The sequence below is a fragment of the Allobosea sp. WAO genome, assembly GCF_001509835.1.
GTDB lineage: Bacteria > Pseudomonadota > Alphaproteobacteria > Rhizobiales > Beijerinckiaceae > Allobosea.
Window position 1 is genome coordinate 108,996 of record NZ_JXTJ01000007.1, and the last position, 22,660, is coordinate 131,655.

A 22,660-nucleotide genomic window follows, 5' to 3' on the forward strand; every position below is an offset into this window, starting at 1 on the left:
CACCGGCGCGGCCTGGAACCATCATCGCCCCACGACGTTGATTTCGGCCCTTTGGAAAGGGAGGACAGCATCGTGGACAGACGCTCTTTCCTCGCGAGCCTGATCGGCGGCCTGGCGGCAGCGAGCTTCGCCTCTTCAGGCAGCTTCGCCTCGGCAGGCCTGGCGGCACAGCCACAGGCGACGCCTCCGGCCGATCGCCGCCGCCCAGAAGGCGCGCCCGAAGTCGACACGAAGGCCCTCGACAAGGCCGATGCCGACTACGCGCAGTACTATTATTACGGGCCACGGCGGCGCTACTGGCGCCGGCCGTATTACGGCCCGCGCTTCTACGGGCCACGCTACTATTACGGTCCGCGCTACTACCGGCCCTATCCCTATTACCGGCCCTATGGCTATCGACCTTATCGGCGCTATTGGGGCCCGCGCTATTACTGGTAGCCGGCACGTCAGAGGCTAAACGCTCGTGCTGCGCGGGAACGATGCGTGCGCGGCATAGGTTTCCGACGCCTCAGAGTGCGGCGCCGAGCGCGCGCAATTCGCCCCGAAGATCGATCGGCTCGCGGAAATGCACCGCCCGCATGCCGACCGAACGGGCGCCCAGCACGTTCTTCTCGCTGTCGTCGATGAAGATGCAATCGCCGGCGTCGAGTTCGTAGCGCTCGGTCAGCACGCGGTAGATCGCGGGATCGGGCTTCAGCAGGCGTTCGTGGGCGGAGACGATAGCGCCGTCGAAACTGCGCAGGAAGGGGAAGCGGACCAGGCATTCCGCCCATTTCTCGCGCGAGAAATTGGTGATCGCATAGACCTTCTCACCCCTCTCCTTGAGCTCTTCGAGCACCGCGACGCTGTCGTCGATCACGCCGGGAACGGTCTCGTGCCAGCGCTCGTCGAAGGCCCTGATCTCGCGCTCCCATTCCGGATGCGCGGCGATGAGGATGGCGACGGCATCCGTCCAGGACCGGCCGCGATCCTGCTCGATGTTCCAGGCGGCCGTGCAGACATTCGCCAGGAACCAGTCGCGCCTGGCGTCGTCCGGGATCAGGTCGCGGTAGAGATGGAACGGGTCCCAGCGCAGCAGGACGTTGCCGACATCGAAAACCACAACGGGACTGCGCGACATCAGGTTCCTCCAACCGGCACCGGCGATTCGCCGCCGCAGCCTTGCGCCCGGATCGAATCGCAAAGCACGGCGTTAGGGAAGCCGAATCCGCGCGCGCCCGGCGGCACGCCCTCACGGCCGCTCACGCGCTTGTGCGCCAAGGTGCATGACGCCCAGAGCGAATTTGGCGTATCCGGGGTGGCGACCGGGACGAAGGGAGCGAGGATGGCTTTGGCGGACGCAAGCTACTGGCCGTGGACCGACCGGAAGGGACGCTTCGACGCGCTCCGCGCCGGCTGCTTCGCTCTCGTTCTGATGCCGGCCGCCTACCTCGCCTATCAGGCCTTCGCCCACCAGCTCGGCTCGAAGCCCTGGACGCAGGCAGTGCACGACACCGGCACCTGGAGCCTGCGCATCCTCGTCATCACCCTCGCGGTGACGCCGCTGCGCCGCATCCTCGACTGGAACCGGCTGATCGGTATCCGCCGCATGCTCGGCCTCTCGGCCCTCGCCTACGCGCTCGGGCACCTGACGCTCTACTGCATCGATCTCGGCTTCGACTGGGGGCTGATCGCCTCCGAGATCGTCAAGCGCTTCTATCTCATCGTCGGCATCACGGCGCTGATCGGCCTCGTCGCGCTGGGAGCGACCTCGACCGACGGCATGATCCGCCGGCTCGGCTCGGCGCGCTGGCAACAATTGCACAGCCTCGTCTACGCGATCGCCATGCTCGGCCTGTTCCATTTCGCCTTGCAGTCGAAGATCGACGTGACCCAGCCGGTGCTGCTCGCCGGGCTCTTCGCGCTGCTGATGGCCTATCGTGGCCTGAATCGCCTGGGCATTCCGCTGAGCTTTACTTCGCTCGCCCTGACCGCGCTCGGGACCGGCCTCGCGACGGCACTGGCCGAGACCGCCTGGTACGCCTTCGCGACCGGTGCCTCGGCCTGGCTGATCTTCCAGGCCAATGCCGACGTCATCGCCTACCAGGACTGGACGGCGCTGCGCCCCGGCCATTGGGTCGCGCTCGTCGGCCTGGGCCTGGCGCTGCTGCATCTCTGGCGCAAGCCGGCGCAGCGGCCGGCGCGGCGCGAGCGTCGTCCCGCGCAGCCGGTCTCCACGGCCGCACCGGGCTGACTCTTCAGCCCTCGCGGCGCGCCAGTTCCAGCAGCGTCTCGAGCAGAACGCGGATGGCGATGCCGGCGTCGAGCTCGCTCATATTCTCCAGCGGCGAATGGCTGATGCCCTTCTCGCAGCGCACGAACAGCATCGCCGCCGGGCAGAAGGCCGCCATCGCCATCGCGTCATGGCCGGCGCCGGAGGGCAGGCGCCGCGCTGTCAGATTGGTGCCGGTACGGGCGATGCCAGTGGCGAAGGCCTCCTGCAGACCCTCGTCCATCGGCACGGCTTTCGACTGGGAATAAGGCGTGATCTCGAGGCGGACACCACGCCGCGCGGCAATCTCGCCGAAACGCGCCTGAATGGCGGCATCCATGCTCGCCACGGTCTGATTGGCCGGAGCGCGGAAATCGATGGTGAAGTCGACGGCGCCCGGCACGACATTGGTCGCGCCCGGGTCAGGCCGAAAGACGCCGACGGTGCCGAGTGCCTGGTCATGGCCGCGGGCGATCTCTTCCAGCGCCAGTGCCATCTCGGCGGCGGCGGCGAGCGCGTCCTTGCGCAGCGCCATCGGCACGGTGCCGGCATGGCCGGCCTCGCCGGTGACCCGGACGCGGGCGCGTTTCTGCGCGGCGATGGCGGTGACGATGCCGACCGCCTCGCCGGAAGCCTCCAGCACCGGTCCCTGCTCGATATGGACTTCGAGATAGGCCTTCAGCGAGCCCGGCTTGCGGGCGAGGCCGGCAATGCCCGCCGGATCGCCGCCGAACTTCACCAGCGCATCGCGCAGCTTGACGCCGTCGGCGTCGGTGCCCTCGAGCCAGGCCGGCCGGTACTCGCCGATCAGCGCGTGCGAGGTCGAAAGATCGGTCGGGAACCGCACGGTCTCCTCATCCCCGAAGGCGACGACCTCGAGCGCGAAGGGCAGGACGATGCCGGCATCGCGCAAGGCCTGCGCCGCAAGGATGCCGGCGACGACACCGAGATTGCCGTCGAAGCGGCCGCCATCCTTGACCGTGTCGATGTGCGAGCCGATCAGCACGGCCGGCAGGCCGGGCTTTGCGCCCTCGCGCCGACCTTGCACCGAGCCGGCGGCATCGATGAAGGCGGTGAGGCCAGCGACCTCCATCGCGCCCTTGGTCCACTCCGCCGCCTGGCGATGCGCCGGCGACAGATAGAGCCGGGTCAGCTTGCCCGGCTCCTCGGTGAAGCGGTTGAGGCCGGCGAGCGCCGCGAAGGCGCGGGCGCCGAGCACGGCGGCGGAAGGAAGGGTCGCGGTCATGGGGCCATATTAAGAGGGGCGCCGGCCGGGTGGCCAGCGCCGTTTCGAAATCGCGGCAATCGCCTGCCGCAGCTCTTTCGCTCAGTAGGTGGCGCGTCCGCCCGAGAGGTCGAAGACGCCGCCGGTGGTGAAGCTGTTCTCGGCGGAGGCGAGGAAGGCGACCATGGCGGCGACCTCGTCGACCTGCAGGAAGCGCCCGCGCGGGATCTTCGAGAGCATGTAGTCGATATGCTCCTGGGTGATCTGGTCGAAGATGCGGGTCTTGGCGGCGGCGGGGGTGATGCAGTTCACCGCGATATCCTGCGTCGCCAGCTCCTTGCCGAGCGACTTGGTCAGCGCGATCACCGCCGCCTTCGAGGCGGAATAGGCGGAGGCGGTCGGATTGCCCTCCTTGCCGGCGATCGAGGCGACCAGCACCAGCCGGCCGTAATTGCGCTTGATCATGCCGGGGACCACGGCCTGGCAGCAATGCAGCGTGCCATCGACATTGAGCCGCATCACCTTGGCCCATTCGTCGAGCGGGTATTCCCAGGTCTTGCGGTTGGGGCCGGCGATGCCGGCGCTGGTGACGAGGATGTCGACGCTGCCGAGCCGCTTCTCGAGCTCGGCGGCGGCCTCGTTCACGGCCGCGGCGTCGGTGACGTCGATCCCGAGCCCGCTGGCCTCACCGCCGATCGCGGCGGCCGCCTCCTTGGCGAGCTTGCCGTCCAGATCCCAGATCGCGACCTTGGCGCCGCTCTTGGCGAAACGCTCGGCAACGGCGCGGCCAATGCCCTGCGCGCCGCCGGTGACGATGGCAACACGGCCGGCTAAATCGATTTGATTCATGAAAACAACGCCCCTCCCTGATGAAGCCCTGGCAATCTAGCGCAAAGCCGGCGCGCGCGAAGGCCTGTTTTCAAGGGGAGAGGGTTGCAGTCGCGCAATGCCGGCGGCTCAGCCGGCATTGCGGAAGGCGGCCGGGCTGAACAGCGTGCGCAGGAGGATGCCGAGGTCGAGCCAGAACGACCAGTTGTCGATGTACCAATGGTCGTAGGCGATGCGGCGCGCCATCTTCTCGTCGGTGTCGGTCTCGCCACGCAGGCCGTTGACCTGGGCCCAGCCGGTGATGCCCGGCTTGACGTTGTGGCGGCGGGCATAGAGCGCGATCTTGCGCTGGTACTCGCGATCATGGGCGAGCGCGTGCGGCCGTGGGCCGACCAGCGACATCTGCCCGGCGATGACGTTGAGCAGCTGCGGCAGCTCGTCGAGGTTGTAGCGGCGCAGGAAGCGGCCGACCCGCGTGATGCGCGGATCGCCGCGCGTCGCCTGGCGGATCACGGCGCCGTCATCGGTCGTGGTCATCGTCCGGAACTTGAAGATCCGGAACGGCTCCTGGTTGAAGCCGAAGCGGCGCTGCAGGAACAGCACCGGCCCCTTCGAGTCGAGCCGGACCGCCAGCGCGATCAGGAGCAGCAGCGGCAGGCTCGCGACCAGGATGACACTGGCTGCGCAGATGTCGAAAATGCGCTTGAACACGACCTGGGCGAAGGTAAGCGCCGGCCGCGTCAGGCGCAGCGAGGCGAGCGAGCCGACGCGCACGATGTGCGGGTTATCGAAGCGGTCCATGATGCGCTCGGGCGTCATGTGGATGGCGACCGGCAGGTTCATGAAGGCGTCGACGCAGGCGTCGATCGTCTCCTGATCGGCCCAGGGCAGCGCGATGAAGACGGCATCGGGCTTGAGATCGCGCGCCCGCGCCGAGGCGGTGGCGAGGTCGGCCGCCAGCGCGGCCGCGGGATCGTTGATGCGGCGCGCATCGTTGCTGCGCAGGAAGGCGACGTCGACGATGGAAAAGCCGATGTTCCAGGGCTGATGGCGCGAGACGAAGGACATCACCTCGCTCTCGCGGCCGATCAGGAAGACCCTTTCCGAGGTGATCCGGCCGGTCTTGCTCGCCATCGACACCGCCCGCACGATCCCCGAGCGCGCGAGCGCCACCAGCGGAATGCCGGCGAGATAGGTCACGATCACCACCACGCGCGAATAGTGGTCGACGATCTTGGCGAGGAAGACGAAGGCGATGAAGGCGACCATCGCCATGTTCCAGACCGTGAAGGCCGAGGCGATCTGGCCCTTGGTCGAAAGGTAGTTGGCGAGCTGGTAGCGTCCGCGCAGCGCGTTGATGAAGACGAAGATCGCAGCGATCATCGAGGCGAGCTCGAGGGTGATCTTGCTGTTGCCGAAATCGCCATAGGCATAGAGGTGATAGGCGACGGAGGTGCCAGTCACGATCGCCAGCACCATGACCACGTCGACGAGCGCGGTGATCAGGCCGATCCAGTGGCGCAGTGAGTTGGCGCGTTCATCCGCGGCAGAGGCGGCGGCGTAGTTCAGGTCGTTGACAGTCATCATCCGGCATCTCGCTCCCGAGCGGCCCGGATCGGGACAAGTCTCCAGATCAGCGCCGCTCTTGCGGCAGGGGTGGCAAGCGCGATGCCGGCCTCACCACGCGTAGGCAGGCCCGAAAACCTGCCGTTACGGCACGATTCCGGCATGGTCGGTAAGGAAGCCGGGGAGCGGCGTGCCATTTCGGAACACGCCAGACCCGAACCGGAACGGGACAGGTCCCGGGCCGACTGAAGATTCGATTTACTTTGGGAACGGGTTCGCCTTGACCGACCTTGCAAATACCCCAAGACATGCGCCGCTGCCGTCGCCATGGCGGCGCATGCTTGCCCGAGCCGAAACCGCGATGAACGCCTTCTCAGCTCCTTATGCGCAGCCCCTGGTCGGGCGTATGCCGGCTATCGAGGCGCCGCGGCGGGATATCGTCGGCGTGCAGGTCGCAGCCTTGAGCCGTGATCAGGCGCTGGCGCTGATCGAGCGCGCCTTCGACCAGAAGCGTCATTTGCGGCTGGCCTATTGCAATGCCCATCTCGCCAATGTCGCGGCTAACGATCCGGCTCTGCGGGCCGCGCTCGGCGGCTTCCTCGTCCTACCCGACGGGATCGGCGTCGACCTAGCCTCGCAGTTGCTCCACGGCAGCCACTTTCCGGCCAATCTCAACGGCACCGATTTCACGCCCGCGCTGCTCGCGGCGCGGGGCACGCCGCTGCGCGTGATGCTGCTCGGCGGCAAGCCCGGCGTCGCCGAACGCGCCGCGGCGCGGCTGCAGGCCGAGCATCCCCGGCACGACTTCAAGGTGCTCGGGCATGGCTATTTCTCGCCCGACGAGGAGCCGGCGCTCCTCGCCCGCCTCGAGCGCGAGCGCCCCGACCTCCTGCTCGTCGCCTTCGGCAATCCGCGCCAGGAGCGCTGGATCGCCGAGAAGCTGAATGCGCGCCATTGCAGCGTCGCCGCCGGGATCGGCGCGTTCTTCGACTTCCTGGCCGGCGAGGTGACGCGGGCGCCGCTCCTTGTCCGCCGCCTGCGGATGGAATGGCTCTACCGGCTCTGGCTCGAGCCCGCCCGACTCTGGCGGCGCTATGTCGTCGGCAATCCGGTCTTCCTGATGCGCGTGCTGCGGCAACGTCTCGCGGGACGCAATCCGACGTGAGCAGCCTCAGCGTCGCGATCGCGACCCCGAGCTATTCCGGCGATTTCGAGCGTTGCCGCCTGCTCTGCGCCAGCATCGACCGCTTCGTCAGCGGCCACGCCATGCATTACCTGCTGGTCGAGGACCGCGACCTCAAGCTGTTCGCACCCCTGGCCGGGCCGCGCCGACAGGTGATTCCGGAATCGGCGCTGCTGCCGCGCTGGCTCTCTTCCTGGCCAGATCCGCTCAGCCTCGGGCGCCGGCGGGTCTGGACCGGCCCCGGCGCGCTCATGCGTGGCATCCCGCCGCTGCGCGGCTGGCACGCCCAGCAATTGCGCAAGCTCGCCTTGCCGCTGAAGGCCAGCGAAGAGATCACACTCTTCGCCGATTCCGACATGATCTTCCTGCGGCCTTTCGACGTCGCGAGCCTATCCAGGGCAGACGGGGTGCGGCTCTATCGCAAGCCCGGCGGCATCACCCAGGAGATGGAGCGCCATCGCGGTTGGTGCGAGGTTGCGAGCCGCCTGCTCGGCCTGCCGGAACCGGCCTTCCCGAGCGCCGACTACATCAACAATCTGGTGAGCTGGCGCCGCGACAACGTCGTCGCAATGATGGCGCGGATCGAGCAGCAGAGCGGGCGCGACTGGGTCTCGGCCATCGCCGCCAACCGGCAATTCTCCGAATACATGTTCTACGGCTATTTCGTCGAGCGCGTGCGCGGCCTTGCCGAAGCCGACCACTGGCCCGAGGCCCTCGAGCTCTGCAAGGTCTACTGGGTCGACGAGGATGTCGGCGGCATCGCCGGCCTGCGCTCCTTCGAGGAGGTGCTCGGGCCGAGCCAGGTCGCGGTCGGCGTGCAGTCCTTCACCGGCGTGCCGCTCGACCGGCTCTGGGCCCTGTTCGAGGCGCAATAGGACTGCGCGGCGCCAGTCAGCGCCCCCGGCCGAGCAGCCGATAGGTGAAGATCGTCGAGAGCAGATAGAGCGCCCCGAAGACGCCGTTGAGCCAGTACGCCCAGCTGCCATCGGCGCCGTGCCGCGTCATCACCCAGGAGATCAGCGCCGCCTTGAGCGCCGCGATCGCGCAGAGCAGCAGCACACGCGAGCCGGTGCGCTCGCGAGCATAGAGCAACTCGGCCTGGTACTCGACGAGATTGCGGAAGGCCGGCACCAGCAACATCGGCAGGAAGAGATAGGAGGCGAGCGCGACATTGTTGCCGAGCGCCCGCGGGAACAGCGCCAGCAGCAGGATGATCGCGACGAGCCCGGCGATCGAAACCGCCGCGATGGCGAGCTCGACCAGGACCTGACGCCCGGCGCCGCCGCGCAGGCCGCGATCCTGCATAATCTTCTGCACCAGCATCTGGTTGAAACTGCGCACCGGCATGGCGGTGAGGTCGATGACGCGCATCGCGATCGCGTAGAGCCCGGCGACGCGGTCCCCGGCGAAGCCTAGCATCAGGAGCTTGTCGAGCTCGGCCTGCAGGTAGAACAGAATGTCGGCGGCGCCAGCCGAGAGCGCATCGGCCATGCGGCGCGGATAGAGCGCTGGCACGAAGGCAAGGCGCACTTTCGGCATGAAGACGAGGAAGGCGAGCAGCGCCGAGAGCAGGGTCGCGCAGAGATAGGCGAAGGCCCAGACGGTCAGCGTCGTCTGGCCCTGGACGTAGAACAGCAGCGCCGCGAGGGTCCGCAAGCCCGAGCCGATGATGACGAGCAGGGCCGCCTCGCGAAAGCGGCGCATGCCGTTGTTGATGATCGCGACAAGCTCGACCAGGCGCCAGCCCAGCACCTCGGCGAGGATGATCAGCGCGAAGGGCAGGAGCGCGACCTTGCCGGCGAAGAGAAGCGCGTAGGCCACCCAGCCGGCGAGCAGGATCACCGGCAGCGAAGCGAAGCCGAGCCCGGCGAAGCCGGCGAGATAGGCGCCGAGCAGGCGCGGCTTGACGGTGGCGACGCGGTAGACCGGCGAGACGAAGCCGAAGGCGAGCAGGCGCGAGAGAATGACGCCCGTCGCCGAGGCGGTGGCGAAAATGCCGAACTCGCCCAGGGTCAACGTATTCGCAACGATGAGGAAGTAGACAAGGGAGATGACGAGCCGGCCGGCGGAGCCGCTCAGGATGGTGAGGTAGGCGGCGATGGAGGCGCGGTCGGGCGACATGAAGTCCGTTTCGACAGATCGGCTGGCCCGTTCCGTGCCTCAGGCAGGGCGGAGATCGCCCCGTGTCTAGCGCATACGCGTTGAGCGACCCTAAACGAAACGGGGCCATGCCCGGCCGCGGAACGCAACTGTCGGGGATCGCGCCATGAAAGCCATTTCGCGCCGGGATGCGCTGGGCGGAGCCGCCGGCTTCGCCGCGGCTGCCCTCGCCGGCGACGGCGCCGGCGCTGAACCAGCGCGGGCGCCGATCCCCTATGGCTCGGCGGCGCAGATCGAGACCTTTCGCGCCGATGCGCGCTATCGCGAGGCGCTGACGCGGTATTGCGACGTGATCGTGCCGATGAACGACCTGAAATGGGAGGCGCTGCGCCATGACCGCGCCCGCTTCGACTTTTCCGGGGCGGACGAGCTGGTCGACTTCGCGCTGAAGAACGGCAAGGCGCTGCGCGGCCACGCGCTGCTCTGGGGCATGGCGCTGCCGCCCTGGGCCAAGGAGATGTCGAGCCGGGCCGAGGCCGAGCGCGAGCTGACGCGGCATATCGAGGTCGTGGTCGACCGCTACAAGGGCAAGATCGCGACCTGGGACGTGGTCAACGAGGTGATCGCCTTCGACCCCAAGCCGGGCGAGCCCTATCGCGACACGATCTGGCAGCGCCTGCTCGGACCGGGCCATATCGAGATCGCCTTCCGCACCGCGGCGCGGGTCGATCCGAAGGCGCGGCTCGTACTGAACGACTTCAATTTCGAGGAAGCGGGAGCGGGCATAGTGGCCCGCCGCAGGATCGCGCTCGATATCGTACGCCGCCTCCAGGACAAGGGCATCCCGATCCACGGGGTCGGCATGCAGGCGCATCTCTATGCAGAGAATGCGATCGACAGCGACGGCGTACGCAACTTCGTCGCCGATCTCGGCAAGCTCGGCGTCGGGGTCGAGGTCACCGAGCTCGACGTGATCGACTGGAAGCTGCCGCGCGATACCGGCGTACGGGACCGGGCCGCGGCCAAGTTGGTTTCGACCTATCTCGAAGCCGTTGTGGCAGGCGGGCAGCCCAAGGCGATCGTCACCTGGGGCCTGACCGACCGCTACAGCTGGGTGCACGAGACCTTCCCGCGCAAGGATTCGGCCAAGGCAAGGCCCTTGCCGCTCGACGAGGACTACCGCCCCAAACCGATGATGCAGGTGCTCGAACGCTACCGAAGCGGCCGGGCCTGACCGAATGACGAGACGTCCCGGCCAGGCCGGACGGGACGTAGAGGACGATGCAGAGCGAGTGAAGCAGAGCGCAATGTTCACCACCGAGAACGCACCGGGCGACAGCGACCGGGCCGCGACGCCGCCGCCTCAGGCGGCGAGCGCGGCTCCGGCTGATGCCGGCCGGCCGTCGCTGGCGGTGCTCGCCAATCCGCTCTGGGTGCTCGGCACGCTCTGGCGGCGCAAGGGCCTGATCCTGCTCTGCGGGCTGGCGGGCCTCGTGCTGGCCTCGCTGGCGAGCCTGCTGATCACGCCGAAATACGTCTCGACCGCCCAGCTCTTCATCGACCCGCGTGACCTGCGCGTGCTCCAGAACGAGGTCTCGCCGACCATGGTCGGCAGCGACCCGACCTCGATCACCGCCTATCTCGAAAGCCAGGCGCGGATCATCGCCTCCGACAGCATCAAGGCGCGCGTCGTCGAGAGCGAGCATCTCGACAGCGATCCGGAGTTCGGCGGCTCAGCCAGCCCCGGCCTGCTCTCACGCCTGTTCGGCGGCACGCCCAGCAAGCGCGACGGCATGCTCTACGCCTTGGCTGAACTCGATCGCCGGGTCTCGGTGCGCCGCGGCGAGCGCACCTTCGTGATCGACATCTCGGTGACTTCGCGTGACCCTGAAAAGGCCGCCCGCCTCGCCAATGCACTCGCCAACGCCTATCTCGAAAACCAGGCGGCGGTGCGCGACGCGGCCGCTAAACGTGCGACGGAGTCGCTGACCGGCCGTCTCGAGGAGCTGCGCTCGCGCCTGCGCGATGCCGAGAACAAGGCCGAGCGCTTCAAGGAAGCCAACAACCTCGTCGCCGCCGGCGGCCGGTCGATCAGCGAGGAGCAGCTCGCGCTCAGCAACGCCCAGCTCGTTGCGGCACGCACCCGGGTCACCGAGACCAAGGCGAAGTACGACGAGATCGCCCGGACCCGCGCCTCCTCGCTCGAAGCCGGTGCGATTCCCGAAGCGCTCGCCTCGAACACGATGACGGCGCTGCGGGCCCAGCTCGGCGCGGCGCTGAGCCGCGAGGCCGACCTCACCGCCTCGCTCGGAGCCAGGCATCCCTCGCTGTTCGCGGCGCAGTCGCAGGTGCGTGACGCCCGCCGCCAGATCGCCGAGGAGCTCGGCCGGATCGCCCGCGCTGCCAGGAGCGAGTACGATCGCGCGCTCTCCGCCGAGCGCCAGACCGCGGCCCGCGTCGACGAGCTGAAATCCGGCCAGTTCGCCGCCGGGCGCGCCGGGGTCGAATTGCGCGAACTCGAGCGCGAGGTCGAATCCTCACGCGTGATCTATGAGGGTTTCCTGAAGCGGGCCCGCGAGACCGGCGAGCTTTCGGGCATCGACACCACCAATGCCCGCATCATCTCGCAGGCCATGCCACCGCTGCAGAAATCCGGCATGTCGCGCCGGACCATCGCCTTGCTCGGCGGCATCGGCGGCTCGGGCGTCGGCGCGTTGCTGGCATTGGCCCTCGCCCTCCTCGGCACGGTAAGGCCGGCGCAGCCCGGCGCGGCGCCTGCGCCCGCCCCTGCACAAGCCGAGCCGCCAACGCGTGGCGACCGGCCACAGCCCGCGCAGCCGGCAGCCGGCGCTCCGGCCGCCCGGATGCCTGGTGCCCAGATGCCCGCCGCCCAGGTGCCCGCCGTGCGCCCGGCCGATCCCGCGCCGCCCCGCGATGCGCCTGCGGAGGATTCGCCCGCCAAGGACGCGCCGGCCGCCGCGGCGAGCCCGGCCAGGGCCGGCTGGCGTCGCCTGACGTCGCTGCCGGGCGGCAAGCGCCTGCCCGAGGTGCTGGCGACGACGGCCGCCCCGCTGCTCGCGACCCTGCCAGCCGTGCGCCACCGGCGCTGGCGGCGCGAGCCGGACGAGACCCGTTCGGTGTTCCAGGGCAAGGGCCCCCTCGTCGACGTGCTCGACAAGCCGCAGGCGAGCTTTGCGCGGGCGGTAGGCCAGGTACGCGAAGCCCTTCAGGCTGCCGCCGGCGGCAATGACGGCCGCCGCATCCTGATCGTCGGCATGCGCCCGGGCGCCGGCGCCTCGACGCTGGCGCTGAACCTCGCCCTCGATGCGGCGCTCGCCGGCAAGGCGGCGATCCTGGTCGATGCCGGGGTCGGCGCCGCCAATCTCACGACGACCTTTGCGAGGGATGCGCAGACGGGCCTCGCCGACATCGTCTCGGGCACCGTCGGCGTGGTGCGCGCCGCCCTGCAGGACGAAGGGACAGGACTGTTCTTCCTGCCGCGCCGCGGCCCGACCACCGCCATCACCGGGACGAAGATCAGCCGAGAGTTCTTCGGCGCCGCGAAGCGCTTCGGCCCGATCATCGTCGATGGGGCCGCGCTCGGCAGCGACGAGCTGACCCTGCACTTCGCCGAGGCCGTCGACGACATCGTGCTGGTACTGCGCGAGGGCGAGGTCGGCCGCGGCGACATCGAACGCGCGGCAGAGGCGCTCGGGGCCCAGGCCGGCAAGATCCGCGGCTTCGTCGTCAATCAGGCCTGAGGCGCGGCGGGTCGGCAGCCCTCAGTTCTTGTCGGGTACGCGGTACTGCTCGTCCTGGACGCCGAATTCGGTGCCGAGCCGCCCGAGCGCGACCTGGGCGTGATAGAGACCGATGGTCAGCGAGCGGGTGTCGAGCCCGAGCATCAGCCCGCGCAGCGGCGAGGCGGCGAGCAGCATCAGGCTCTTGGCCAGCACCCGCACTCGCCCAGCCCTGCCGGGCTGGCTGCGCCGCTCGATCCGGGCGGAAATCGCGCCGTTGCGATAGCCGCGCGCCCTGATCCAGTCGGCCTCGGTGCGCCGCGCCGGCATGGTCTCGCGCTGCGCCGCCTCCTGCACCCACCAGAAGCGGAAACCGGCTGCCATCGCCCTCCTGAAGAAGTCACTGTCGCCGCCGCCGGTGAAGTCGAAACTCTCGTCGAGATAGGGGAAGCCGAGGGTATCGAGCACCTCGCGCCGGATCAGGTAGTTGGCGCTGGAATAGAGCATCGGGACCGGCCCCGATGCCGTGTAGTGCGAGCGGAAGACCGGATGGGCACCGAGCCAGGCGCGGGTCGGGTCCTCGAAGCGCGGCGTCACCGAGCCGCCGAACAGTTCCGCCGGCGCGTTCGCCGCGGCCTGCAGGAAGGCTGCGAGCCAGCCGGGCTCGGCCTCCTCGTCGTCGTCGATGCCGGCGATATGGCTCAGCGCCGGCAGCCGCGTCAGCGCGCAGCGCCAGGCGGCGTTGTAGGCCTTGCAGTTGCCCTGGCGCGGCTCGACGATGACCAGCCCCTCGAACAGCCCCTCGGCGAACAGCGCGCAGGCCCGCTCGGCGCCGGCTCGCTCCTGTCCCTCGTTCTCGACGACGATCACCGCGAACGGGCCGGCGCCCCGCTGCGCCGCCAGCGAGCGCAAGGTGCGCTCCAGCATGTCGGGCCGCCGGAAGGTCGGAACGCAGACCACGGTTTCGACATGGGCCAAGATCTCAGGCGCCGACTGCGCCACGATCTCGAAGGTTTCAGGCGGGCCGAAACCCGGCCTTTCCGCCAGTGCCTGCTGCATCATGTGATGTTCCTCGCCCCGGCAAAAACGATGAACGGCTCCCGGGACTTCCATTGTCGTCAGGGCATCGCAACCGATTCGCTTTAAGGTTCCGTATGCGCGGCACCGGCGAGCGCAGCCTCGTCGATCACATGCCGTTGAGGTCACCGCCCGTAGCCCGTTCCGATCAGCTTGCGCCGCAAGCTGATCGGCAAAACGGCCTCCATCTCAAAGTGAGAGACGGATTCACCGATCAGATTGATTCAATCTGATCGGATCCGGCTCTAGCGGGCTTGACCCGGCGGGCGGCCTGCCCCCTTTCTCGGCCACGATCCCAGGATGCGGAAACCCGTGCGCCTAGCCTTCCTCACCACGCTGATCCCCGTCGCACGGCCCGATACCGGCTTCGAGATCGCCAATGCCGCCATCCTCGATGCGCTGCGCGCCGCCGGCCATGAGGTCACCGCCTTCGGCTTCGTGCGGCCGGGCGAGGTGCCGGTCGATCCTGACGGCGCCGTGGTGATCGATGCGGTCGATGTCGAGAACGCCGTCGTCTCGAAGGCGCGCAAGCTGCAATGGCTGGGCAGCGCGCTCGCCGCCTCATTGCCGGTCGCCTGCGCCAAGCTCAGGCTTGCGGGGCGCGGGCGGCTCATTGAGGCGGTCAAGGCGCGCGGTCCATTCGACGCCATCGTGCTGAATTCCGTGATGCTGCCCGGCGCCTTTCCGGAGCTGACCGGGCTCGGCCCCTGCGTGCTCGTCGAGCACAATATCGAGCATGTCTCGGCACAGCAGAATGCCGACCATGCCCGCAGTCCGCTGATGCGGGCGCTGTTCGCCCGCGAGGCGCATCTGCTCGAAAAGGTCGAGCGCCGGCTTTGGCAGGAGGCACGCTTCGTCTGGACATTGGCCGAGGAGGACCGCGCCGCGCTCGGCCCGGAGATGGCCGGAAAATCGGCCGTGCTGCCGCTGGTTTCGGGCGCCGAGATCGAAGCTTCGAGCGTTCAGCCCGTCGCGGCGGCCCATGATATCGGCCTGATAGGCACCTGGACCTGGGTGCCGAACTTCACCGGGCTCGACTGGTTCCTGCGCGAGGTCTGCCCGCTTCTGCCGGCAGATTTCGAGATCGCGGTCGCCGGGCGCCTGCCGCCCGACATGCCGCCCGTGCCGGAGCAGGTGAAGCTAGTCGGGCGCGTGCCGGATGCGCGCGAATTCCTGCTCTCCTGCCGGGCGCTGGCCCTGGCGAGCCGGGCCGGCACCGGCGTGCAACTGAAGACGATCGAGGCGATGCAGCTCGGTGCCCCCGCCGTGGCGACACCGCTCTCCTGCCGCGGCTTCACCGAGATACCCGCGAATTTCCGGGTTGCAGACGAACCACGTGCCTTCGCTGCAGCACTGATCGAGCTGGTCATGGCGGCGCGGACCGGCGCCAACTTGCGTCTCGACGGCGCCGCCTTCATGGCACGCCAGCGCGCGGCGCTGGCAGACGCGCTGGCGCGCGGGCTCGCTGCTGCGGTCGGGCGCTGACTATTTCGGCTTGCTCGCGCTTTTGGCCTTGCCCCCGAGCAGGCCGAAGAGGGGCCCGGCGCCGATCATCACCAGGAAGACCCTGATGATATGGTGGGCGGCGACGAACGCGACCTCGGTATGCAAAGCGAGCGCGATCAGGCTCATCTCGGCGAGACCGCCCGGCGAATAGGCCAGGATCAGCGGCACCGGCTGGTAGCGCGAGACCTGCGCCACCGCGAAGGCGAAGACCAGGGTCAGCACCAGCAGGATCAGCGTCGACCCGGCCGAGATCACGAGGATGCGCAGGATCGCCTGCGGCGGCGTCCCGACGAAGCGGCAGCCGATGGTGACGCCGAGGATCAGCTGGGCGAGGTTGACGATCTCGAAGGGCGGCACGGAGTCGCTGAGGCCTGCGACATGCACCGCCGCCGAGACCAGCATCGGCCCGAGCAGCTGCTTGGCGGGCAGGCGCAGGGCATGGGCGAGCATGACGCCGAGGACGCCGCAGGCGACCAGCCAGAACCAGCCGAGCGCCGAGGTCTGCATCATCGAGGGGCCGGAGGTGCGATTGATGCCGAGCGAGACGCCCTCGAGCCACTGCACGATGAAGGGCAGCGTCATCACCACGAGCAGGATGCGGGCGGAGTGGATCAGCGCGATGGTGCGCGCATCGCCGCCCTTCTCCTCGCCGGTGATCACCATCTCGACGAGGCCGCCGGGCATGCCGGCGAAGAAGGCGGTGACGGGGTCATAGCCGGCGACGCGGCGGAAATAGCCGACGCAGAAGAAGGCGCAGGCGGCCATGAAGAGCATGAGCCCGGCCAGCGTCGGCAGCCAGTTCGGCAATTGCGCGATCAGGTCCGGCCGAAAGCCCGAGCCCAGCATGACGCCGATCACGGCCGACATGGGCGGGCGGATCACCGGCGGGGCCGCGACCGGCGCACGCGAGATCGCGGCGGCCGTGCAGAACACCATCGAGCCGAGCATCCAGGGCAAGGGCAGGCGCAGATAGGCGAACAGCCAGCCGCCGAGAATGCCGAGCGAAAGCGCAAGCAGGAAGCGCCGCCAGGGAAAGCGCCGCGGCGACAATTCGCGCACGCCGTTCGCCATGTCGGCCAGCAGATCCCGCATCGTCCCGCGTCACCTTGTCCGATCGCCGCCCGAATGCGGGATCCGCGCTGCTATACGCCACAATGGCGGCGCAGGCAGCCGCCCAGCCGAATGACGCCCCTGCCCTGAAGGCGGGGCGGCCGGACGCCAGAACAACCCTGCCATGTGCGCAAGCCCCCTCCTCCGAAACCGGCAAATCGGCGAGAGTTCCGGAACGAGACCAATAATAAGCCGCTGGCGCTGAGCCCGGCTCCGGGCTGCCATGAGCGACGACCGTCTTTCGGATCAGGAGGCCCGCGGCGGCGAGAGCGCCGGGATCGGCGAGCCGGCTGCCTCGGCATCCGACGAAGACCACTGTCCGGGCGGCAGCGCCGCACTTCCCGACATTCCACCGCCACCCGTCATCGCCCCGGCCGGCGGCAGTTGGCTCGCCAGGCGGCGCTCGCGCACCGGCCTGTGGTGGCGCGGCGCCAGCCCGAACCTGCGCGGCTCGGTCTACATGCTGTCGGCACTGCTGGTCTATGCGGTGATGGTCGGGCTGTTCAAGCATCTCGGCAGCTCGATCCCGCTTGTCGAGACGCTGATGATCCGCCAGCTGATCATGAGCCTCGTCATCGTGCTCGTCGTCGGCCGGGCGCTGCCCTCGATGCTGCGCACCCGCCATCCCGGCCTGCAGATCTTTCGCGGGGTGGTGACGCTGGCTTCGATGCTCTGCGGCTTCAGTGCGCTGATCCACATCCCGCTGGCGCAGGCGACCTCGATCAGTTTCAGCCAGGTCCTGTTCGTCACCATCGCGGCGGTGCTGGTGCTCAAGGAGAAGGTCGACGGCCGGCGCTGGGCGGCGACGATCATCGGCTTTATCGGCATCCTGATCATGCTGAACCCCTCGACCGAGGGGTTGAATTTCTGGGCACTGATGTCGGTCGGCGGCGCGGTGTTCGGCGCCTGCATCACCGTCAGCGTGCGCATGCTCGGCACGTCGGAGCGCACCGAGACGATCCTGATCTATCAGGGCCTCGTGCTGATCGTCGTCCTCGCCTGGCCGGCCTTCGCCTACTGGGTCTGGCCCACAGCCGAACAATGGCTCGCGCTCGTCCTGCTCAGCCTGTTCGGCACCGCCGGACAGTGGCTGATCACCAAGGCCTACCAGGTCGGCGAGGCGGCGGCGCTCGCCCCGCTCGATTTCAGCCGGCTACTGCTGGCGAGCTTCACCGGTTTCGTCTTCTTCGCCGAGATCCCGTCGCTCTCGACCTTCATCGGCTCGGCCATCGTCATCGGAGCGACGCTGTATACGATCCGCCGCAATGCCCGCAGCCGGGCCGAAACCGGACTCGCGCCCCCAGCCTGACGACCGCCCGCGCCGCGCCAAAGAGGCCATGCCATGACCCATCACCAGCTCGATTCCAGCCTCGCCACCTGCCATTGGGGCTATTTCGACGCGAAGCTGAAGCCGGTGCTGGAGATCGAGAGCGGCGACAGCGTCACCATCCGCACCCTGACCGGCGGCGCCGACACCTTGCCGGCCGGCAACGCCACGATCCCGCCGGAGATCCACGAGATCCACGCCAAGGCCGAGCGCATGGTGCCCGGCCATATCCTGACAGGGCCGATCGCGATCAGGGGCGCCAAGCCCGGCCAGGTGCTCGAGGTCCAGATCAGGAGCGTGAAGCCGCGCACCGATTTCGGCTTCACCTTCATCAAGCCGCTCGGCGGGACGCTGCCCGAGGAATTCGACGCCCACACCTTCCGCCACATCCATCTCGACCGCGAGCGCAACATCGCCGTGCTCCCCTGGGGGATGGAGTTGCCGCTCGCACCCTTCTTCGGCGTGATGGGCACGGCGCCGCCGGCGCATTGGGGCCGGCAGAGCTCGCTGGTGCCGCGGGCCTTCGGCGGCAATATCGACAACAAAGAGCTCGTCGCCGGCGCGACGCTCTACCTGCCTGTTTTCGTCGAGGGGGCGCTGTTCTCCTGCGGCGACGGCCATGGCGCGCAGGGCGATGGGGAGGTCTGCGTCACCGCGATCGAGACCGCCCTCGAAGGCACCTTCGAATTCCACCTGCGCGAGGACCTCTCCTTCGCCATGCCGCGAGCCGAGACCCGGACCCACCACATCACCATGGGCATCGATCCCGATCTCGACATCTGTGCCAAGAACGCGCTGCGCGAGATGATCGGGCTGATCACCGAACGGACGCGGCTCACCCGCGAGGAGGCCTATATGCTGTGCAGCCTCGCCGCCGATCTGCGCGTCACCCAGACCGTCAACGGCAACAAGGGCATCCACTGCATGCTGCCGAAGACGCTGGTGGGGTAGCTCAATTGACGCGGGTCATCCCAGCCGGAGCGCAGCGGAGAGCCGGGATCCTGCCTGAGCGTTATCCATAGAGGTTCCGGCATGGGTCCCGGGTCTCCCTCCGGTCGCCCGGGACGACGGCGCGATTGTCCAAGGGGTTGCTACAGCATCGGCAGCGAGCGCGGCCTGCCGCGCGGGAAGGTGGCGTCGATCGCGGCGATATCGGCCTTGTCGAGGCTCTGCGACAGCGCCTCGGCATTGTCCTCGGCATGCGCGGCCCTCGCCGCCTTCGGGATCGCGAACAGCTGAGGGCGACGGGTCAGGAAGGCGAGCGCGACCTGGCGCGGGCTCGCGCCATGCTTTGCCGCGATCTGCGCCAGCGCCCGCCCCTGCGCCGAGCCGGGCTCTGGGAAATCGTCCTGCCCGAACGGGCTATAGGCCGTGACCGCGACGCCGTTCTTCTCGCACCAGGGGATGACGGCGTGCTCGATCGCCCGCTCACGCAGATGGTAGAGCACCTGATTGCAGGCGATCCTGCCCGGCCCGACCAGTTTCAAAGCCTCATCGAGGTCATCGACGTCGAAATTGCTGACGCCCCAGGAGAGGATCTTGCCCTCTTCCCGCAGCGCCTCGAAGGCGGCGAAGGTCTCGGCCAGCGGGTAGGAGCCGCGCCAGTGCAGCAGATAGCAGTCGAGCCGGTCGGTACCGAGCCGCTGCAGCGAGCGCTCGCAGGCGGCGCGCGTGCCGGCCCGCGAGGCATTGTGCGGCAGCACCTTGGAGACCAGGAAGACCTCGTCGCGCCGGCCCGAGATCGCCTCGCCGACGATCTCCTCCGCGCGGCCGTCGCCATACATCTCGGCGGTGTCGATATGCGTCAGCCCGAGATCGAGCCCGCGCCTCAGCGCCGCGACAGCCGCCTTGCGCTCGGAGAGCTCGATGTTCCAGCTGCCCTGGCCGATCACGGAAGCCCGCTGACCGCCCTGTCCGAAAGTCCGTGTCGTCATGCGCACGAGCTTAGCGAGGTTGTCCGGGCAAGGCCATGGCGGCGTCCTCCTTGCCATCGGGCGATGAAGCCGCCATCCAATAGGAGCTTTGCAGCTGGGGGCTGATCATGCGCAGGGTCATTGCAGCGCTGGCTTCAGCCGGCCTGGCCGTCATGCTCACCGCCGCCATCGCTGCAGCCGAAACGGTCGAAGCCCTGCAGGCGCGCGTCGGTGACCGGCAGATCGCCGTTTATGTCCGCAGGCCGACGGGCACGGGCCCCTTCCCTGTCCTGGTGCTGTCCCATGGCAGCCCGCGCGACGCGGCCGGGCGGGCAGAGTTCGGCAAGGGCACGCTCGCCGCCATCGCGCGCCATTTCACTGCGCGCGGCGTGATGGTCGCGGTGCCGATCCGCCGCGGCTATGGCGCGGAGGGTGGTTCCTGGGCCGAGGGCTACGGCGCCTGCGACCGGGCCGAGTTCCACCAGGCTGGGCTGAACAGCGCCCGTGACATCCGCGCGGCGCTCGACGCGGTTCTGGCCCGGCCGGACGCCGACCGGCGCCGCGTCGTGCTGATGGGAGTTTCGGCCGGCGGCTGGGGCTCGCTCGCCGCCGCCTCGCAATCCGTTCCCGGCCTGCTCGGCGTGGTCAGTTTTGCCGGCGGCCGCGGCTCGCTGAAGGCCGGCGAAGTCTGTTCCCCGGAAGCTCTGGTCGCCGCCGCAGGCCGCTATGGCCGCGGCTCGCGCGTGCCGCAGCTCTGGCTCTACAGCAGCAATGACCGCTTCTTCGGTCCGGAGATCGCCGGCCGGCTCCACCGCGCCTTCCAGGAGGCCGGAGGCAGGGCCGAATTCGTCGCCGCGCCGCCATTCGGCGAGGACGGGCATCGCTATATCCGCGCGCTCGAGCAATGGCGCGACAAGGTCGACGTGTTCTTCGCGGCGATCGGCTTCGTCGGCCGCCGCTGACGGCCACGCCTCAGCGGACCTCGATCTCGAAGCGGCCATGGCGGACCTCGCCATCGGCATAGCGCACCTTGACCTCGAAGCTATCGCGTCCGCGGTAACCAGGCCGCGAGGTATATTCGAAGGCGAGCGAGTTGCCGGCCCGCCCGTCGCAATGGGCATAGGGCCCGGGCCCGTAGACTGCCTCGGCCTTGCGCGTCGCCATCCTGACCTTGCCGTGCTCGGGATTGCGGGTCACCACGGCGGTCGGCCGCTTCACCTGCCGGCAGCGCTTGTCCATGGTCATGTAGGTCTGCTGCAGGAAGGTCGGCTCGCCGGCGCGGACGCGGTCGATGCCATCGGCGGCCTCGCCGGGTGCGTCGCCGGAGGTCACGCAGCCGCCGAGCATGCTGCACAGGAGGACGATGCCGAGGGTGGTCAATCCGGCAACTGGCATGGCTCTCCTCGGCGCAGGCGGTAGGCGGAACAGGACGATAGGGCCGTTCGCCCCGGCCTCAAACCGGCGGGGTGCCGTTGGCCTGGAGCACCTCGCCGGCGAGATAGAGCGAGCCGCAGATCAGGATGCGCGGCGGCACGGGCCAGTGGCGCGCGGCGATCTCGCGCAGCGCCTGCTCGACCGAGCCCGTGGCTTCCGCCCTGAGCCCGGCGGCGCGAGCGAGCTCCGCGACTTCCTCGGCCGGGCGGGCGGCGAGCTGGTTCTGCATCGGCACGGCGAAGAGCGCATGCGCCAGCCCCTTGAAATGGCCGAGCGTGGCGCGGCCATCCTTGGTCGAGAGCAGGCCGGTGATCATCACCAGCGGCGCCGGGTTCTTCTCCTCGAGATCGGCCATGGCCTGGGCGAGCACGCGGCCGCCATCGGGATTATGGCCGCCATCGAGCCAAAGCTCGGCGCCGGCGGGCACGAGTTCGGCGAGGTGGCCGCGCGCCAGCCGCTGCAGCCGGGCCGGCCATTCGGCCTCGGTCATGCCGCGCTCGAAGGCCGCCGCCGGCAGGCCGCCATAGCCGGCGGCCCGCAGCGCCGCGATCGCGGTGCCGGCATTGATGTGCTGGTGACGCCCGGCGAGACGCGGCAGCGGCAGATCGAGCAGGCCGTCGCCATCCTCGTAGACCAGCCTTCCGCCGTCCTCATGGACGTTGAAGTCCTGCGCGCCGATCAGGATCTTCGACGCGCCGGCGCGCTCGGCAGCAGCCTCCAGGACAGCGGTCGGCTCGGGCTCCTGCGGCGCGATCACGGCCGGGGCGCCGCGCTTGAAGATGCCGGCCTTCTCGCCCGCGATCTTGGTCACGGTGTCGCCGAGATATTCGGAATGGTCGAGCGAGACCGGAGTGACCACGGTGCAGGCCGGATGGTCGATGACATTGGTGGTGTCGTAGCGCCCGCCGAGCCCGACCTCGAGCAGCACGACATCGGCCTTGTGCTCGGAGAACAGCAGCAGCGCCGCCGAGGTGGTGATCTCGAAGAAGGTGATGGAATCACCGGCATTGGCGCGCTCGCAGCGCTCCAGCGCCTCGACCAGCACGTCCTCGTCGACGAAGCGGCCGCCGCCCGGCCGGCCGAGCCTTATGCGCTCATGGAAGCGCACCAGATGCGGCGAGGTGTAGACGTGCACGCTGAGGCCGGCTGCCTCGAGGATCGCCCGCATGAAGGCGATGGTCGAGCCCTTGCCATTGGTGCCGGCGACATGGATCACCGGCGGCAGGCGCTTCTGCGGATCGCCGAGGCGCTCGAGCAGGCGCAATATGCGGCCGAGCGAGAGGTCGATCAGCTTGGGATGCAGCGCCAGGAAGCGCGCCAGCAGCAGGTCGGATGTGCTCATGCGGCTCCGGCCCCCCGGCCGGCGAAGGCATCGCGCCGGTGCGGAGCGGCTGCCGGCG

Annotated in this window: 20 protein-coding genes; 10 read left to right on the forward strand and 10 right to left on the reverse strand. The window is 69.0% G+C overall.

The annotated features are described in order from the left end of the window. The first annotated feature begins 72 nt into the window (after window positions 1-72). Window positions 73-438 carry a hypothetical protein gene (locus DK26_RS12990; protein WP_083533237.1) on the forward strand — a complete coding sequence of 122 codons (366 nt, stop codon included), beginning with the start codon at window positions 73-75 and terminating at the stop codon, window positions 436-438. Window positions 439-508: 70 nt separating this feature from the next. Here the strand turns inward: DK26_RS12990 and DK26_RS12995 are convergent, their stop codons facing one another. Then, the gene (locus tag DK26_RS12995) at window positions 509-1,120 is read right to left on the reverse strand and encodes an HAD family phosphatase (RefSeq protein WP_066472842.1); all 612 of its coding nucleotides are present in this window, start codon (window positions 1,118-1,120) and stop codon (window positions 509-511) included. A gap of 204 nt (window positions 1,121-1,324) precedes the next feature. Here DK26_RS12995 and DK26_RS13000 point away from each other — a divergent pair, with 204 nt between their 5' ends. Beyond that, window positions 1,325-2,233 carry a protein-methionine-sulfoxide reductase heme-binding subunit MsrQ gene (locus DK26_RS13000; protein WP_083533200.1) on the forward strand — a complete coding sequence of 303 codons (909 nt, stop codon included), beginning with the start codon at window positions 1,325-1,327 and terminating at the stop codon, window positions 2,231-2,233. Between the two features lie 4 nt (window positions 2,234-2,237). On the opposite strand, the gene DK26_RS13005 is transcribed toward DK26_RS13000, so the two are convergent. From DK26_RS13005 to DK26_RS13015, 3 genes are all read right to left on the reverse strand, one after another. Then, window positions 2,238-3,497: an allantoate amidohydrolase gene (locus tag DK26_RS13005; protein WP_066472850.1), complete on the reverse strand. Its 1,260-nt coding sequence runs from the start codon at window positions 3,495-3,497 to the stop codon at window positions 2,238-2,240. Between the two features lie 81 nt (window positions 3,498-3,578). Further along, window positions 3,579-4,325: an SDR family NAD(P)-dependent oxidoreductase gene (locus tag DK26_RS13010; RefSeq protein ID WP_066472853.1), complete on the reverse strand. Its 747-nt coding sequence runs from the start codon at window positions 4,323-4,325 to the stop codon at window positions 3,579-3,581. 108 nt (window positions 4,326-4,433) lie between these two features. After that, window positions 4,434-5,891: an undecaprenyl-phosphate glucose phosphotransferase gene (locus tag DK26_RS13015; protein ID WP_066472856.1), complete on the reverse strand. Its 1,458-nt coding sequence runs from the start codon at window positions 5,889-5,891 to the stop codon at window positions 4,434-4,436. A gap of 340 nt (window positions 5,892-6,231) precedes the next feature. Here DK26_RS13015 and DK26_RS13020 point away from each other — a divergent pair, with 340 nt between their 5' ends. Both DK26_RS13020 and DK26_RS13025 read left to right on the forward strand, forming a co-directional pair. Beyond that, a complete protein-coding gene (locus DK26_RS13020) occupies window positions 6,232-7,035 on the forward strand; it encodes a WecB/TagA/CpsF family glycosyltransferase (protein WP_248309959.1) in 804 nt (267 codons plus the stop codon). Continuing rightward, window positions 7,032-7,928 carry a DUF6492 family protein gene (locus DK26_RS13025; protein WP_066472858.1) on the forward strand — a complete coding sequence of 299 codons (897 nt, stop codon included), beginning with the start codon at window positions 7,032-7,034 and terminating at the stop codon, window positions 7,926-7,928. Before DK26_RS13020 ends, DK26_RS13025 begins: the two co-directional genes overlap by 4 nt. Window positions 7,929-7,944: 16 nt before the next feature. Here DK26_RS13025 and DK26_RS13030 read toward each other — a convergent pair whose 3' ends face one another. After that, window positions 7,945-9,174 (reverse strand): transporter, encoded by a 1,230-nt coding sequence (locus DK26_RS13030; RefSeq protein WP_066472861.1) that lies wholly within the window; start codon window positions 9,172-9,174, stop codon window positions 7,945-7,947. A gap of 145 nt (window positions 9,175-9,319) precedes the next feature. Here DK26_RS13030 and DK26_RS13035 point away from each other — a divergent pair, with 145 nt between their 5' ends. Both DK26_RS13035 and DK26_RS13040 read left to right on the forward strand, forming a co-directional pair. Continuing rightward, entirely contained in the window at window positions 9,320-10,387 is a 1,068-nt protein-coding gene (locus DK26_RS13035) for an endo-1,4-beta-xylanase (RefSeq protein ID WP_066472864.1), read from the forward strand. A 58-nt stretch (window positions 10,388-10,445) separates the two neighbouring features. Next, window positions 10,446-12,914, forward strand: coding sequence for an exopolysaccharide transport family protein (locus DK26_RS13040; RefSeq protein ID WP_184231698.1), 2,469 nt, complete (start codon window positions 10,446-10,448; stop codon window positions 12,912-12,914). A gap of 21 nt (window positions 12,915-12,935) precedes the next feature. Here DK26_RS13040 and DK26_RS13045 read toward each other — a convergent pair whose 3' ends face one another. Then, window positions 12,936-13,955, reverse strand: coding sequence for a glycosyltransferase family A protein (locus tag DK26_RS13045; RefSeq protein ID WP_248309960.1), 1,020 nt, complete (start codon window positions 13,953-13,955; stop codon window positions 12,936-12,938). A gap of 327 nt (window positions 13,956-14,282) precedes the next feature. Here DK26_RS13045 and DK26_RS13050 point away from each other — a divergent pair, with 327 nt between their 5' ends. Further along, on the forward strand, window positions 14,283-15,455 hold the full coding sequence (locus DK26_RS13050; RefSeq protein WP_066472874.1) for a glycosyltransferase: 1,173 nt from the start codon (window positions 14,283-14,285) through the stop codon (window positions 15,453-15,455). Here DK26_RS13050 and DK26_RS13055 read toward each other — a convergent pair whose 3' ends face one another. After that, complete coding sequence (locus DK26_RS13055; RefSeq protein ID WP_198162328.1) at window positions 15,456-16,568, reverse strand: AbrB family transcriptional regulator; 1,113 nt, start codon at window positions 16,566-16,568, stop codon at window positions 15,456-15,458. 241 nt (window positions 16,569-16,809) lie between these two features. Here DK26_RS13055 and DK26_RS13060 point away from each other — a divergent pair, with 241 nt between their 5' ends. Next, the gene (locus DK26_RS13060) at window positions 16,810-17,895 is read left to right on the forward strand and encodes a DMT family transporter (protein ID WP_066472877.1); all 1,086 of its coding nucleotides are present in this window, start codon (window positions 16,810-16,812) and stop codon (window positions 17,893-17,895) included. A 33-nt stretch (window positions 17,896-17,928) separates the two neighbouring features. Beyond that, on the forward strand, window positions 17,929-18,864 hold the full coding sequence (locus DK26_RS13065) for an acetamidase/formamidase family protein (protein WP_066472880.1): 936 nt from the start codon (window positions 17,929-17,931) through the stop codon (window positions 18,862-18,864). Window positions 18,865-19,004: 140 nt separating this feature from the next. Here DK26_RS13065 and DK26_RS13070 read toward each other — a convergent pair whose 3' ends face one another. Further along, window positions 19,005-19,847, reverse strand: a complete 843-nt coding sequence (locus tag DK26_RS13070; RefSeq protein ID WP_066472881.1) for an aldo/keto reductase — start codon at window positions 19,845-19,847, stop codon at window positions 19,005-19,007. 107 nt (window positions 19,848-19,954) lie between these two features. Here DK26_RS13070 and DK26_RS13075 point away from each other — a divergent pair, with 107 nt between their 5' ends. After that, window positions 19,955-20,788 carry a prolyl oligopeptidase family serine peptidase gene (locus DK26_RS13075; protein ID WP_066472883.1) on the forward strand — a complete coding sequence of 278 codons (834 nt, stop codon included), beginning with the start codon at window positions 19,955-19,957 and terminating at the stop codon, window positions 20,786-20,788. 10 nt (window positions 20,789-20,798) lie between these two features. Here the strand turns inward: DK26_RS13075 and DK26_RS13080 are convergent, their stop codons facing one another. Then, the gene (locus DK26_RS13080; protein ID WP_157089641.1) at window positions 20,799-21,221 is read right to left on the reverse strand and encodes a hypothetical protein; all 423 of its coding nucleotides are present in this window, start codon (window positions 21,219-21,221) and stop codon (window positions 20,799-20,801) included. Window positions 21,222-21,279: 58 nt separating this feature from the next. Then, a complete protein-coding gene (locus DK26_RS13085; protein ID WP_066472888.1) occupies window positions 21,280-22,602 on the reverse strand; it encodes a folylpolyglutamate synthase/dihydrofolate synthase family protein in 1,323 nt (440 codons plus the stop codon). Window positions 22,603-22,660: the final 58 nt, after the last annotated feature.